Source organism: Allopontixanthobacter sediminis (genome assembly GCF_009828115.1).
GTDB lineage: Bacteria > Pseudomonadota > Alphaproteobacteria > Sphingomonadales > Sphingomonadaceae > Allopontixanthobacter > Allopontixanthobacter sediminis.
Genome location: NZ_WTYL01000006.1, coordinates 36,864 through 50,059, shown reverse-complemented (window position 1 = coordinate 50,059; position 13,196 = coordinate 36,864). Strand labels below are relative to the sequence as shown.

General features: G+C 56.9%; 15 protein-coding genes. 10 read left to right on the top strand and 5 right to left on the bottom strand.

The genetic code is table 11. The features are described from left to right. Positions 1-254: 254 nt before the first annotated feature. Genes GRI65_RS15065 through ligK form a run of 3 tightly spaced genes read right to left on the bottom strand, consistent with a single transcriptional unit; the run spans position 255 to position 2,867 of the window. The gene (locus tag GRI65_RS15065; protein WP_160757419.1) at positions 255-1,142 is read right to left on the bottom strand and encodes an amidohydrolase family protein; all 888 of its coding nucleotides are present in this window, start codon (positions 1,140-1,142) and stop codon (positions 255-257) included. Continuing rightward, on the bottom strand, positions 1,135-2,196 hold the full coding sequence (locus GRI65_RS15060; RefSeq protein WP_160757418.1) for a 4-oxalomesaconate tautomerase: 1,062 nt from the start codon (positions 2,194-2,196) through the stop codon (positions 1,135-1,137). Before GRI65_RS15060 ends, GRI65_RS15065 begins: the two co-directional genes overlap by 8 nt. After that, positions 2,196-2,867 carry a 4-carboxy-4-hydroxy-2-oxoadipate aldolase/oxaloacetate decarboxylase gene (gene ligK, locus GRI65_RS15055; RefSeq protein WP_160757417.1) on the bottom strand — a complete coding sequence of 224 codons (672 nt, stop codon included), beginning with the start codon at positions 2,865-2,867 and terminating at the stop codon, positions 2,196-2,198. The genes GRI65_RS15060 and ligK overlap by 1 nt, the downstream gene beginning before the upstream one ends. Before the next feature lie 110 nt (positions 2,868-2,977). Between ligK and GRI65_RS15050 the strand changes: the two genes are divergently transcribed. The 10 genes from GRI65_RS15050 (at position 2,978) to GRI65_RS15005 (ending at position 11,051) form a co-directional block, all read left to right on the top strand. Then, the gene (locus GRI65_RS15050) at positions 2,978-4,129 is read left to right on the top strand and encodes a LysR family transcriptional regulator (protein WP_160757416.1); all 1,152 of its coding nucleotides are present in this window, start codon (positions 2,978-2,980) and stop codon (positions 4,127-4,129) included. A 64-nt stretch (positions 4,130-4,193) separates the two neighbouring features. Beyond that, on the top strand, positions 4,194-5,003 hold the full coding sequence (locus tag GRI65_RS15045) for an NAD(P)-dependent oxidoreductase (protein WP_160757415.1): 810 nt from the start codon (positions 4,194-4,196) through the stop codon (positions 5,001-5,003). Beyond that, positions 5,000-6,025, top strand: a complete 1,026-nt coding sequence (locus GRI65_RS15040) for an amidohydrolase family protein (RefSeq protein WP_160757414.1) — start codon at positions 5,000-5,002, stop codon at positions 6,023-6,025. Before GRI65_RS15045 ends, GRI65_RS15040 begins: the two co-directional genes overlap by 4 nt. Then, the gene (locus tag GRI65_RS15035; protein WP_160757413.1) at positions 6,022-7,056 is read left to right on the top strand and encodes a Rieske 2Fe-2S domain-containing protein; all 1,035 of its coding nucleotides are present in this window, start codon (positions 6,022-6,024) and stop codon (positions 7,054-7,056) included. Before GRI65_RS15040 ends, GRI65_RS15035 begins: the two co-directional genes overlap by 4 nt. After that, entirely contained in the window at positions 7,053-7,211 is a 159-nt protein-coding gene (locus GRI65_RS15030) for a hypothetical protein (protein ID WP_160757412.1), read from the top strand. Before GRI65_RS15035 ends, GRI65_RS15030 begins: the two co-directional genes overlap by 4 nt. Then, on the top strand, positions 7,208-7,609 hold the full coding sequence (ligA, locus tag GRI65_RS15025; protein ID WP_160757411.1) for a protocatechuate 4,5-dioxygenase subunit alpha: 402 nt from the start codon (positions 7,208-7,210) through the stop codon (positions 7,607-7,609). Before GRI65_RS15030 ends, ligA begins: the two co-directional genes overlap by 4 nt. Further along, positions 7,609-8,514, top strand: a complete 906-nt coding sequence (locus GRI65_RS15020) for a class III extradiol dioxygenase subunit beta (RefSeq protein WP_160757410.1) — start codon at positions 7,609-7,611, stop codon at positions 8,512-8,514. Before ligA ends, GRI65_RS15020 begins: the two co-directional genes overlap by 1 nt. A 19-nt stretch (positions 8,515-8,533) precedes the next feature. Next, entirely contained in the window at positions 8,534-9,493 is a 960-nt protein-coding gene (locus GRI65_RS15015; protein WP_160757425.1) for a Gfo/Idh/MocA family oxidoreductase, read from the top strand. Then, on the top strand, positions 9,493-10,476 hold the full coding sequence (locus tag GRI65_RS15010) for an aldo/keto reductase (protein ID WP_160757409.1): 984 nt from the start codon (positions 9,493-9,495) through the stop codon (positions 10,474-10,476). The genes GRI65_RS15015 and GRI65_RS15010 overlap by 1 nt, the downstream gene beginning before the upstream one ends. A gap of 23 nt (positions 10,477-10,499) precedes the next feature. Further along, entirely contained in the window at positions 10,500-11,051 is a 552-nt protein-coding gene (locus tag GRI65_RS15005) for a PepSY-associated TM helix domain-containing protein (RefSeq protein ID WP_160757408.1), read from the top strand. 10 nt (positions 11,052-11,061) lie between these two features. Here GRI65_RS15005 and pobA read toward each other — a convergent pair whose 3' ends face one another. Next, entirely contained in the window at positions 11,062-12,231 is a 1,170-nt protein-coding gene (gene pobA, locus GRI65_RS15000; RefSeq protein WP_160757407.1) for a 4-hydroxybenzoate 3-monooxygenase, read from the bottom strand. After that, positions 12,228-13,196 carry a fumarylacetoacetate hydrolase family protein gene (locus GRI65_RS14995; protein WP_160757406.1) on the bottom strand — a complete coding sequence of 323 codons (969 nt, stop codon included), beginning with the start codon at positions 13,194-13,196 and terminating at the stop codon, positions 12,228-12,230. Before GRI65_RS14995 ends, pobA begins: the two co-directional genes overlap by 4 nt.

Genomic DNA, 13,196 nt, shown 5'->3' with positions numbered 1-13,196 from the left:
GAGATCGAGTTCGACTATCTCGAGCGGCTTCTTCGCTTCGAAGGCAACGGCGGCGCGGGTCTTCATGGGGCAGGATTTCCTCTGTTAATGATAGAATCTTCGCTGTTTTCCGCAGTCACTTTGCGAGAGAGCCCGTCAGCTTCAAGCGTTGATCCACTTTGATAAGTTGGCGCTGCTTTCACAGAAAATTAATGGCCAAACGGCGCCCTACGACAGGCCAACTCGCGGAAGTTTTTCTCGAACTCGGCCTAATTCTACGAAACACTTTCGGATGCATCCGACCAGTACAAGCGATGCGGATTTTGGACCAACAGCTTGTGTTGCATCTCTGCGGTAGGAGCGATCCGCGGAATCATATCGACGAGATGGCCATCATCTGGAAGGATAGTTTGCTGGTTCGGATGTGGCCAGTCGGTGCCCCAAATGCAGCGATCGGGGTAGTCTGCTACCAGCGGAGAGACGGCATCCGCGAAGCGGTTCCAGGGATAGCCGCTGGCATCCAGCCTGTCCGGACAGGTCGGTTTGAAATAGATGTCCGGCCTACTGTCCAGCAACCCTCGGAAGGCCTTCATGTCAGATCCGTCCGGACCTTGTGTAACATTTGGTCTACCCATGTGATCCACAACGACTGTTACGGGGACCGCATCGATGAAACTGCGCATTTCGTCGAGAATATCTGATTCGTAATATATTACCACGTGCCAACCCAAAGGTAGTCGGCGGCTAACTTCGATAAATTTGTTCCGTGGAGCGTTGTCGACCAGCCGTTTAAGGAAATTAAACCTGATGCCGCGGATTCCGCCATCGTGGAGGTCAGCAAGTTCTGCCTCCGAGATATCTGGATCCACCACAGCAACGCCGCGAGCCCTGCCATCAGATTTCGCGATTGCATCAAGCGTCGCGGCATTATTTGTGCCGTGGCAACTCGCTTGCACAATAACATTCTTTGTAAAACCGAGGTGGTCGCGCAATGCGAAGAGTTTTTCCGGACCGGCATCCTCGGGCAGGTACTTTGCGTTTGGGCTGAACGGGAATTTCTCCATCGGACCAAATACATGACAATGCGCATCCACCGCGCCTTCTGGCGGTACAAACTCGGGCTTTGAAGGGGCAGCGTGCCAACTGATGATCCGGTCAGACATAAATGGTTCCATCCATCAGTTTGCGGGCCGTTCGAAGCACGGCGGCGCTAACAACACTGCCTTTTTCATCCACCTCAAGTACACAGCTCATTTCGCCAGTTGGATGCTCGATGCTGAGTGTTTTCTGATCGCCAACAGGTACAAAGGAGACTTCATTGGCTGGAGAACCTCTTATCAGGCAGGCCGTAGCCACGGTTACCGCCCCCAGCACCCCAATGCCAGCGTGGGCTCGGTGCGGAATGAACACCCGCACCGTGACTGCTCCGCCCTCTCTTGGCGGGGCTACCAGCGACATCTTCGGCACGCTTTTGTTGGTTACGTCGCCCAGGTTCATGCGCTCTCCTGCCGCCAGCCGGATCACCTCAATCTGCTTGCGGATCGGGGCGAAAGCATCGCTCTCCATTTCTTCACGGGTTTCATAACCCGTGGCGCCAACATCTTCTGCCTTGAAGACTATACAGGGCATGCCGTTGTCGATGAGCGTGCAGCGAACTCCTTCGATTACGTCCACCGCGTTGCCTGTAGGAAGAAGTGCGCCGCAACTCGAACCCGCAGTATCCCGAAACGCTATAGGGATAGCTGCATGTGTTCCGGGCACGCCATCAATGGTCGCATCCCCGGAGTAATTGACTACCCCACTAGGCGTTTCAATGTGAGCCACAGCCACCTGCCCGGTGTTTTCCATGTAAATACTAACCGGCGTCTTTTCGCCTTCCGGCTCTACCAACCCGCGTTCAATTGCGAAGGGGCCGACACCAGCTAGAATATTTCCGCAATTTTGCTGATCGGACACCAGCGCTTTATCGACGAAGACCTGCAAGAAAAGGTAATCAACATCGATACCTTCGCGCTCCGACTTGCGGACGACCGCCACCTTGCTGGTCAGCGGATCGCCTCCACCCATACCGTCAACCTGACGCTCATCCGGGCTGCCCATGATCCGTAGGAGGAAGGCATCGCGTTCCGAAGGATCGGCAGGTAGATCTTCAGCGAGAAAATAGCCGCCCTTGGACGTTCCGCCCCGCATCCACATCACTGGCGCGCTGTTTCGCATTAAATGTACTTCAATCCCTCAGCCTCAAGCCGCTCGCGCATGTTGTACATGTCGAGGCCAAGGATGCCCGAAGCTAGGGAATCGCGCTTTTTCTGCTCCATGGCCTCGCGGACCTGCGCGGCTTCCAGCACCAGATCGGCATCGGCCCGCTTCACCACGCAAACCCCATCATCGTCCGCTACGAGCACATCGCCCGCTTCAATATATGCGCCGCCGCACACTACCGGCACGTTGACACTGCCGAGCGTGTTCTTGACGGTGCCTTGAGCGAATACGGCCTTCGACCAGACCGGAAATTGCATTTCGGTAAGGTCGCGTACATCGCGAACACCGGCATCGATAATGAGTCCTCTGCATCCGCGGGCCTGGGCACTGGTGGCAAGGAGGTCACCGAAATAGCCATCCTCGCAAGGCGACGTGGGAGCAAGAAGGAGGACGTCTCCCTCGCGCAATTGCTCGATCGCAACATGGATCATCCAATTGTCACCTGGAGCGGCACTGATCGTCAACGCACTCCCGGCAATGCGAGCGCCGGGATAAATCGGGCGCATGTAGCTCGCTAACAAGCCGATACGCCCCTGCGCTTCGTGGACTGTTGCCACCCCGCATTTGGCCAAACCATCGATGACTGCCGCATCAGCACGCTCGATATTCTGAACGACGACTGGCATGCGGGGTCTCCTAGGTTAGTTGGATTGTTATGAACCGGTCATGCAGACGTCGCTTGAATTGCTCAAATCCGAAGCTTTGCCGAGCCATAAATAATTGCTAATCCATAATCATGGATGACCTTATTCCCAATATCCGCCATCTGGCCGCATTTGCTGCCACGGTGGAGCATGGTTCAGTCACGCGCGCGGCCGAGGCCGTCAATCTTACACAGCCGGCTCTGACACAAGCTATTGCGGGCCTCGAACGCGAGCTTGACTGCCAGCTGTTCGAGCGCGAGCCGACAGGGATGCGTCCAACACAGCCTGCCATTCTTCTCGTCCCGCGGGTAAAATCGGCAATCGAAAAGATTGGCTCGTCTCGCGCAACGGCGACACAGTTGCGCGCATTCCTGGCTTTGGCCCGCGCCGGATCCTATGCGTCCGCAGCGGAAACAACCGGCCTTAGCCCTGCATCACTACACCGCGCGGTAGCCGATCTTTCGTATGCAGTGGGAGAGCGACTGGTTGAGCGGCGCGGACGCCACCTGACATTAACCCGCAAGGGTGAAGCCCGTGCGCGCGGCCTCGGTCTCGCCATAGCAGATCTTCGTAGCGGCTTTGCCGAGGTTGCTGCGTGGCTCGGCAAGGCTGGCGGCAGGATCGTAATAGGGGCAATGCCTCTCTCTCGGGCGCGCTGGCTACCGCGCGCGATCTTAAGATTTAGAGCCCAATTTCCTTCGATTGACTTGGCAGTTGTGGAGGGAAGCCATGCAGAATTGGCACATCCGCTACGCAATGGAGAGATCGACTTCTTGCTTGGCGCACTTCGGTCTGAGGAAGAGCTCGACGATCTCGAACAAGAGCCAATTTTTGAAGATCGTCCGCAAATCATTATGCGCGCCGGCCACGCGCTTTCCCGGGGCACCACACTAACCGCGGCCCAACTTACGCAATACCAATGGATAATGCCTTCTTCGCTGACGCCGCTGCGCAGCTATTGGGAAGAAATGTTGGCCTACGCGGGTTGCTCGCCGCCAAGAGTGGCAATCGAATGCGGCTCTGTTTTGACCATCAGAGAAATCCTGCTCGAAACAGATATGCTTACTCTGCTCTCGCCAGATCAGCTTCGGGTGGAAATAGAGGCAGGCCTATTGACCGTACTTAAGCCCCCCGCCCCGGTTAAGCGTGTGATCGGTATCACTACCCGGCGGGACTGGCATCCGACAGCGCAGCAACGTGCAATATTGACCATCCTGCGCGAGACCGCTCCACAGATTTCGTAAAAAGTTATGGTATAGTCACGCTATTCATTTGAGCGCTCACCGTCCTTCCGCCAACTTCCCATCGATGGACAGACGTATAGCCTTGATCGGATTTGGGGAAGCCGCAGCGGCATTCGCAGTGGCCGGCCATTGGCTTGAGCTGGCATCGGCTTTCGATATCGACCCTCTACGAAAGCCAGCGATGGTGGAGGCCGGAGTAAAAGTTTCGGATCACGCCCAGGCTGCCCTTGCGGACGCCGAGTTGATCTTATCGCTTGTTACGGCTGATCAGGCCCTCGCTGCAGCGAAGGCATACGCCCCTCTACTCGAAAAAGGCGCGATTTGGTGCGATATGAATTCTGTCGCGCCAACAACGAAGCGTGACGCAGCTCATGCAATTGATGCGGCAGGCGGCCGATATGTCGATGTGGCCGTACTCGCACCGGTCTACCCATCCGGCATGAAAGTCCCTCTGCTGCTCTCTGGTGCGGCATCATTTGATGCGTGCACCGCGCTGGTGGATTGCGGCTTCGAGCATGTCAGGATGGTTGGCGACGATGTCGGAAAGGCGTCATCTATCAAGATGATCCGCTCTGTTATGGTGAAGGGTGTCGAAGCACTGACGGACGAAATGATCGCTGCCGCTGATGCAGCCGGGGTAAGAGACGAGGTACTCGGCTCACTTGATCGCAGCGATCCAAGCCAACTCTGGGCTGAACGTGCTGCATACAACATCGAGCGAATGAAAACTCACGGAACGCGCCGCGCCTCTGAGATGGAAGAATCTGTCAAGACGCTGGCCGCTCTTGGCGTTGATCCGATCATGACACGCGGAACTGTGGTGCGGCAGCGTGGCGCCGCCGAAAGCAGCAAAGAACCAAGAGATATAGCATGAGCATGATCATCGATTGCCACGGTCATTATACCGTCCTGCCGAAAGCGCATGACGCATGGCGCGAGGCCCAGATAGCAGCATTCGAGCATGGCGGGACGCCCCCACTCTATCCCGACATCAGCGATGAAGAAATACGTCAGACTATCGAGGACAACCAGCTCAAACTGATTAAAGAACGCGGGGCCGATCTGACGATCTTCAGCCCGCGTGCTTCGGCGATGGCTCACCACATCGGCGATCAAGCAGTCAGCGCCGAATGGGCGCGCCATTGCAACAATCTGATCTACCGGGTGACCAAACTTTATCCTGAGGTCTTTGTGGGCGTCTGCATGCTACCGCAAAGCCCCGAGGCGGACCTAACCGAGAGCATCGCCGAACTGCGTCGCTGTGCAGGCGAATTGGGCTTCATAGGCTGCAATCTCAATCCAGACCCAGGGGGAGGTCATTTTCAGCATCCCCCACTGACCGACGAGTTCTGGTTCCCACTTTATGAGGCAATGTGCGAACTAGACGTACCTGCCATGATCCACGTGTCGGGCAGCTGCAATCCGGCGATGCATGCAACCGGCGGATTTTACCTCGCAGCAGATACTGTCGCATTCATGCAATTGCTGCAGGGCGATCTGTTTGCCAAATTCCCAAGGTTGCGCTTCATCATCCCGCATGGCGGGGGTGCGGTTCCCTATCATTGGGGACGTTATCGGGGCTTGGCCGATATGCTCAAGCAGCCCGATATCGAAACGCACCTGATGAACAATGTGTTCTTCGACACTTGCGTCTATCACCAACCTGGTATCGATCTATTGGCCGATGTTATTGCCAATAAGAACATCCTGTTTGGGAGCGAGATGGTCGGCGCAGTGCGCGGCATAGATCCGGAGACCGGGCACTATTTTGACGACACCAAACGGTATGTCGACGCTCTCGATATCTCCGATGCCGACCGAAAAGCGATTTTTGAAAGCAATGCACGGCGGGTGTTTCCACGCCTCGATGCGCAGCTGAAGAAGCGCGGGCTATGAAAACCTGGGTCGAAAATGCCTGGTATGTCGCTGGCTGGGATGCAGAGATCGACGCCACTCCAATGGCGCGGACAATCTGCGGCGTACCGATGATGTTCTATCGCAAGCTGGACCGTACCGTGGTGGCGATGCGGGACGCCTGCCCTCATCGCATGTTGCCGTTGTCGATGGGGATCAAGGAAGGTGATTCCATCCGCTGCAAATACCACGGTCTGAAACTCGGGCCCGACGGCGTGGCGCAAGAAATGCCATTGAAGAGCGACAAGGTGAATACCCGTGTCTGTGCCGAAACCTTTGTCGTGTATGAACGCCACCGGTTCATCTGGGTATGGATCGGTGAGAAGGCAAAGGCCGACCCGACGCTTATTCCGGACCTTTGGCCGTGCTCGGAAGTTAGCTGGACGTTTGATGGCGGATATTATCACGTCGAATGCGATTACCGATTGATGATCGACAATCTTATGGACCTTACGCACGAGACCTATGTCCATTCAGGTTCGATCGGCCAACCCGAACTCATGGAAGCACCGCTTGAATGTGAGGTCGAAGGCGATACGGTTCGCCTGTGGCGCTGGATGCCGGGCATCGACGCGCCGCCATTCTGGCGGAGCGCCTTGAAAAAGGACGGACCAGTGGACCGCTGGCAGGTTTGCCAGTTCCTGCTGCCCTCCAGCGTGATGATCGATGTCGGCGTCGCCCCGGTCGATGCGGGAGCCACTCTTGAAGATCACGATCAGGGGGTGCGGGGAATGGTCATCGACTGCATGACACCGGAAGACGAACACAACCATCACTACTTTTGGGGCATGGCGCGCAATTTTGATATCGACGATCCCGGCTTCACGGCTCGCTTTAAGACACAGCAGGGCGGAGTGTTTGCGGAAGACAAGGTTATTTTAGAGGCTCAGCAGCAAGCGATAGCGGCCAATCCGGGGCTGAAGCTAAATGCGTATTCGATTGATCAGGGCGGCGTACGGGCGCGTCAGATCATCAACCGGAAGATGACGGCGCAAGGAGGAAATCCAGAATGACGGAAGCAGGCTTGAAATTTGCAAAGCAAACGAAGGCGTTCCAGGTCGGCTATGCCTTGATCTACGTGGAAACAGTAGATTCTTGCCCCAAAACCAAGGGAAAAGATCTGGTTACCCAACTCCGCGATCTGGTAAAGTGGGGTTCGACGGAATGAGCGACATCCACGACTATCTGGCCGAATTTGACGATATTCCCGGCACCCGCGTATTTACTGCGGCACGAGCGCGGCAGGGTTATCATCTGAATCAGTTCGCCATGGGCCTGATGAAAGCCGACAATCGCGAGCGGTTCCGCGCCGATGAAAAAGCCTATCTGGACGACTGGAAGCTCTCCGATCAAGCGAAGAGCGCTGTGCTCGCACGCGACTACAACGCGCTGCTGGATCTTGGCGGCAACATCTACTTCCTTTCGAAGATATTTTCCACTGACGGAATCAGCTTTGCCGAAGCCGTTTCGACGATGACCGACATGGATTTTCCTACCTATCGCGAGATGATGAACCAGGGTGGCCGCTCTCCCGAAGGTCAACGCTCGATCAAGGAGAAACGCTGATGGCGCGCATCACCGCCGGCATTGCGACCAGCCACGTACCCCTGCTCGGTGTAGCTGCCGACCAGAACAAATCGGGCGACGATTATTTTGCACCGATCTTTTCAGGGTACGAATGGTCGCGCAAGTGGCTGGCCGATACCCTGCCCGACGTGATTGTGCTGGTCTACAATGACCATGCTTCCGCCTTCGACATGAAGATTATCCCAACCTTCGCAATAGGGTGCGGCGAAAGCTACGCTCCTGCCGACGAGGGGTGGGGCCCGCGCGAAGTGCCAGACGTGGAGGGACACCCCGACCTTGCCTGGCATATTGCGCAAAGCCTGATCCTCGACGAGTTCGACATGACCATTATCAACGAAATGGATGTCGATCATGGACTGACGGTTCCGCTGACGATGCTGTTCGGTGCTCCAGACAAGTGGCCGTGCAAGGTTATCCCGCTGGCAGTCAACGTCGTCACGTACCCGCCACCATCCGGTAATCGGTGCTGGGCGCTTGGTGAGGCGATTGCACGGGCTGTGAATAGTTTTAATGACGATCTAGATGTCCAAGTTTGGGGCACGGGCGGGATGAGCCACCAGCTGCAGGGCCCGCGTGCAGGACTGATCAATCGCGAATGGGACAACATGTTTCTCGATGGGCTGGTCGGCACGACCGACAAGCTCCGCCACATCCCGCATATCGAATACCTTCGCGAGACAGGCAGCGAAGGCATTGAGATGGTCATGTGGCTGATCATGCGCGGCGCACTGGGTCGCGAAACCAAGGCGCTGCATCGCCACTACCACGTGCCATGCTCCAACACCGCAATCGGTCACATGGTGCTCGAACCGGTTGATGGGACGGTGCCACCGTCGCCGACCATCGAAGGAAAGAATGCGGCCGCACAGGCCATGATCGATTGATTTTCAGGAGAATTCCATGATCCGTATCGCCCTTGTGGGCGCTGGCGCTTTTGGTGAAAAGCATCTCGTCGGCCTCAAGAACATTTCTGATGCCGAAGTGGTCACGGTGGTGAGCGCTTCGGAAGAAGAGTCGCGAAAGCTTGCCGAATCTCACGGTGTTTCCGATGTCTCGGACAGCTATGAAGCGACCCTTCTACGTGACGATATCGATGCTGTTATCCTGTCGACGCCAACGCCCATGCATGCTGCACAGGCGATCCAGGCGATGGAGGCCGGAAAGCACGTCGAGGTCGAAATTCCGGTGGCGGACAGTTGGGCCGGTGCGCAAGCAGTTTACGCCAAGCAGCAAGAGACAGGCCTCACTTGCATGGTCGGGCATACCCGCCGCTTCAATCCAAGCCACCAGTGGGTGAAGAACCGGATCGATGCAGGCGAACTCACTATTCAGGCGATGGATGTCGAGACCTTTTTCTTCCGGCGCACGAACACCAATGCGAACGGCGAGCCGCGCAGCTGGACCGACCACCTCCTGTGGCACCATTCGGCTCACACGATCGACATCTTCCAGTATATGACGGGCGCCAACGTGGTGCAGGCAAACATTCTGCAAGGCCCAAGGCATCCCGAGCTTGGCATCGCCATGGACCAGTCGATCCAGATGAAGACCGATCAGGGCCAAATCCTCACGCTCGCGCTGTCATTCAACAACGATGGCCCGTTTGGCACGTTCTTCCGCTACATTGGTGACACCGGCACCTATATCGCGCGCTACGACGATCTGATGAACGGACGTGAAGAACCAATCGATGTGTCCAAGGTGGACGTTTGCATGAATGGCATCGAGTTGCAGGACCGCGAGTTCGTCTCCGCAATCAAGGAAGGCCGCGAGCCGAACTCCTCGATCGCATCCGTGCTCGATTGCTACCGCGTCATCGGACAATTAGCCGAGAGCCTTAAAACGCAGGACGGCTGGAGCTGATGCAGCGAGAGCTTTGCGGGAAATTGGTCCGGCCGATCGGCCTGGGCTGCATGAACCTGTCCTGGGCTTACGGCGATCCCCCGCCGCATGACGAAAAGGTACGCCTGCTCAACGAAGCGCTTGATCTTGGCTATAACCATCTCGACACCGCGAACATCTATGGCAATGGAGCGAATGAGGAGTTGCTGGGCGAAGCGGTGATGCACCGCCGCGACGAGTTCCTGCTGGCGAGCAAGACAGGCATCATCGTCGATGGGCCGAAACGCGGCATCGACAGCTCGCCAAGCGCAATCACGGCTTCGCTTGATGCGAGTCTGGAACGTCTCGGAACCGATCATATCGATTTGTTCTACATGCATCGCTTCGACCCAAAGGTGCCGATCGCGGACAGTGTCGGCGCGATGGTGCTTGCCATCGAAACGGGCAAAATCGGGGCTTATGGCGTGTCCGAATGGTCGTCAGAGCATATCCGCGAAGCCCATGCCGTTCAACCGATGGCGGCCGTGCAAACCGAGTTTTCGCTTTGGACCCGCAATGTCGAGCTGGGCGTATTGGACACAACGCGGGAGCTTGGCATCGCGCTCGTCGCTTTCTCCCCTGTCGCACGCGGGGCGCTCGGCGGCGTTTTGAAGGACATTGCTGCTTTGAGCGAGAAGGATTTACGACGCTCTCATCCACGTTTCAGTGAGGAAAACTGGCCGCGCAATCTGGAAATGATCGATCAGTTCGACGAACTGGCAAAGGAAAATGGCGTCGCACCGGCACAGCTCGCTCTGGCCTGGCTACTCGCACAGAGCGATCACGTTCATACAATCCCGGGAACAACCAGCATCGCGCACCTACACGAGAACATCGCTGCAGCCGATCTCGCAATTGCCAACGAAGTGCTCGACACCGCAGGACAGCTTATCAATCAGCTGACCGTGGCCGGTCATCGCTATCCCGAGGTAATGCGAGGCACGATCGACACCGAAGACTACTGATCCGTCCAAGTAGAGAAATTATCATGTTCCGCAAACTCCACCGTTGGTTCAGCCTGCCGCTGTGCCTTTTTGTCGTATTGGTCCTCTTGTCTGGCGTTGCCCTGCAGGTCGAGGAAACCATTGGAATCTTTGAGGGGGGAGAGGAGAGTTCGCCGGTTGCCTCTCAAACCGCTCCGCCTGTCGAACGCCTGACCGATGCTGAAATACGAACTATGGTTGGCGAAGCTCTTTCCAAGAGCAAGGAGCAACAACCAGATTTTCGTGCTACTCGCATTGAACTCGACATCACGCCGGGGCGAGAATTTACGCGTCTTGCAGTGCAACCACGTGGTGGCCCATACGTGACTGTAGATCGCGCATCTGGAGAAACGGACGCTAATATGAACCCGGCGGTCCCAATGCACGTCTGGTTTATCCGCCTCCATACCGGCACGCTGGCCGGTCCGCTCGGAATCTTGATCATGCTGGTCACCAGCCTCGCACTGATGTTTCTCGCGGTATCTGGACTGGTGCTGTACTATCAGATGTGGGCCAACCGTAAGAACCGTGGCCGTCGCAAGCTGTTCTGGCACTGATTTTGTGATTCTAGACGGGAAGCCCGACGTAATTCTCAGCGATGGCGGTTTGTGCGGCACGGCTGGTCGCAATGTAATCGAGTTCGGCCATCTGCATCGCCCGCTCGAAAGGGCCGTCATCGAGGAAACGGTGCATCAGGCGGGTAAGTGACCAGCTGAATCGTTCAGCCTTCCACACTCGTGCAAGCGCTCTGTCCGAATATCCGGCAATTGCGTCGGGCTCACTTTGGTTGAAGTAGCGGATCAATGCATCTGCCGCGTAATGTACGTCACTGGCTGCCAAGTTTAGCCCTTTCGCTCCTGTCGGCGGGACGATATGCGCTGCGTCCCCACAAAGCATAAGCGAGCCATGGCGCATTGGCGCGAACACGTAGGACCGCAGCGGGACAATGCTTTTTTCAAGCGATGGTCCTCGCGTGATATTTGCCGCTGCCTCCGGACCTAGGCGAAGAGACAGCTCATCCCAAACACGCTCATCGATCCAATCCTCGACCTTATCGTTAACCGGTACGTCGACATAGTAACGGCTGCGCGTATTCGAACGCATCGAGGCAAGCGCGAAGCCGCGCTCGTGATTGGCGTAAATAAGTTCATGATTACACGGCGGAACATCGGCTAGGATTCCGAGCCAGCCGAATGGGTATATGCGTTCATATTCCTTGCCGGCATCAGAGGGGATCGCTTTCCGGCTTGGCCCGTGGAATCCGTCGCATCCAACGATAATACGACAATCGATCCGGTGCTCGATCCCACCTTTTTTGTAGGTCACCGATGGCCTATCGCTTTCGATATCGTGGAGCGTGACATCGCCGACCTCGTACAAAACTTGTAGGGCGCGCTCTTCACACGCCTCCATCAGATCCCGTGTGACCTCGGTCTGGCCATAGACCATGACTTCTTGACCGGTCAGTTCCTTTATGTCGATCCGGATCAGCCGCTCGCCATCGGCAAGGTTGAAGCCATCATGCGGCAGGCCTTCGCCCTTCATCCGCGCATCTAGCCCGAGGCGCTCCAGCAAACCGACGGTGATATTTTCTAGGACGCCGGCGCGGATGCGTCCACGCACGTACTCGGGCGACTGCCGCTCAAGCACAACAGATTCGATGCCCTCAGCACTCAGCAGGTGCCCGAGAAACAATCCGGCGGGGCCTGCACCGATAATGCAGACCGGAACCCTCAAGCCTCGACGACCCGCTGTTCGATGACGCCGAACGGTGATCCGCCGTTCAGCCCGCGCCCTTCCATGCGGATGGTATCTCCGAATACCATAAACGGAGTGCTGGCGGGTCCCTTGTCGCGGATCATTTCGATCGCGCGAATCTCCGAGATACAGCTGGAGCCGACTTCGGCATAATTGGCGTTGGAGACGGTCCCAGAGCCGATCACCGTCCCGGCGACGAGGTCGCGTGTATAGGCTGCATGGGCCACGAGATCATGAAAACCGACGTCCATCTGCCGGCCATTGGCTGCGCCGAAGCGGTCGCCATTCCAGTCGATCTCCAGATCGAGACAGACACGTCCATTTTTCCATCCTTCGCCGAGCTCATCAGGCGTCACTGCAAAGGGCGCCATCGAACAGGCGGGTTTTGCCTGCACCCAACCAAAGCCCGTCTTCATTTCGACCGGAGCGATGGCACGCAGTGACCAGTCGTTGATCTGTACGATCAACTTGATGTGCTTCATGGCGTCTGCGGCGCTGGTGCCCATGGGAACATGATCGACAATCACGCCGAACTCGCCCTCAAAATCTATTCCGTGCTCCATGCTGGGCAAGGGCACATTGTCGGTCGGACCGTGGAAGCGATCCGACATCCCTTGATACATCAGTGGCTTCTCCGACTCGATCGGGTCGAGACCGAAAGCGATCTGCATCAATTCGCCATGTGTAGAAAAAGCGGACCCGTCGAGCCATTGCCAGCTACGCGGCAGCGGCGCGGCGCAATTCGATGCGTCAAACGGCTCTCCCTCGCCCTGATCGAGGCGATCCCCCAACTGAGCAAGAACCGACCCGATCGAGTCCCACCGCTCGATTGCCGCCAGCATATTGGGGGTGTCGTGGCCAATTGCCAAATAGCGTGAGCCGTCACGAGATACCGCCACCAACTGCCCGTCAGCTGAGCTCGATTTCAAAGTTGCCAGCCGCAT

Bases quoted from the DNA above. Each gene is read 5' to 3' on its own strand.
- GRI65_RS15065 (WP_160757419.1), bottom strand. From the start codon at position 1,142: ATGTCTGACCGGATCATCAGTTGGCACGCTGCCCCTTCAAAGCCCGAG.
- GRI65_RS15060 (WP_160757418.1), bottom strand. From the start codon at position 2,196: ATGCGAAACAGCGCGCCAGTGATGTGGATGCGGGGCGGAACGTCCAAG.
- ligK (WP_160757417.1), bottom strand. From the start codon at position 2,867: ATGCCAGTCGTCGTTCAGAATATCGAGCGTGCTGATGCGGCAGTCATC.
- GRI65_RS15050 (WP_160757416.1), top strand. From the start codon at position 2,978: ATGGATGACCTTATTCCCAATATCCGCCATCTGGCCGCATTTGCTGCC.
- GRI65_RS15045 (WP_160757415.1), top strand. From the start codon at position 4,194: ATGGACAGACGTATAGCCTTGATCGGATTTGGGGAAGCCGCAGCGGCA.
- GRI65_RS15040 (WP_160757414.1), top strand. From the start codon at position 5,000: ATGAGCATGATCATCGATTGCCACGGTCATTATACCGTCCTGCCGAAA.
- GRI65_RS15035 (WP_160757413.1), top strand. From the start codon at position 6,022: ATGAAAACCTGGGTCGAAAATGCCTGGTATGTCGCTGGCTGGGATGCA.
- GRI65_RS15030 (WP_160757412.1), top strand. From the start codon at position 7,053: ATGACGGAAGCAGGCTTGAAATTTGCAAAGCAAACGAAGGCGTTCCAG.
- ligA (WP_160757411.1), top strand. From the start codon at position 7,208: ATGAGCGACATCCACGACTATCTGGCCGAATTTGACGATATTCCCGGC.
- GRI65_RS15020 (WP_160757410.1), top strand. From the start codon at position 7,609: ATGGCGCGCATCACCGCCGGCATTGCGACCAGCCACGTACCCCTGCTC.
- GRI65_RS15010 (WP_160757409.1), top strand. From the start codon at position 9,493: ATGCAGCGAGAGCTTTGCGGGAAATTGGTCCGGCCGATCGGCCTGGGC.
- GRI65_RS15005 (WP_160757408.1), top strand. From the start codon at position 10,500: ATGTTCCGCAAACTCCACCGTTGGTTCAGCCTGCCGCTGTGCCTTTTT.
- GRI65_RS14995 (WP_160757406.1), bottom strand. From the start codon at position 13,196: ATGCGGCTGGCAACTTTGAAATCGAGCTCAGCTGACGGGCAGTTGGTG.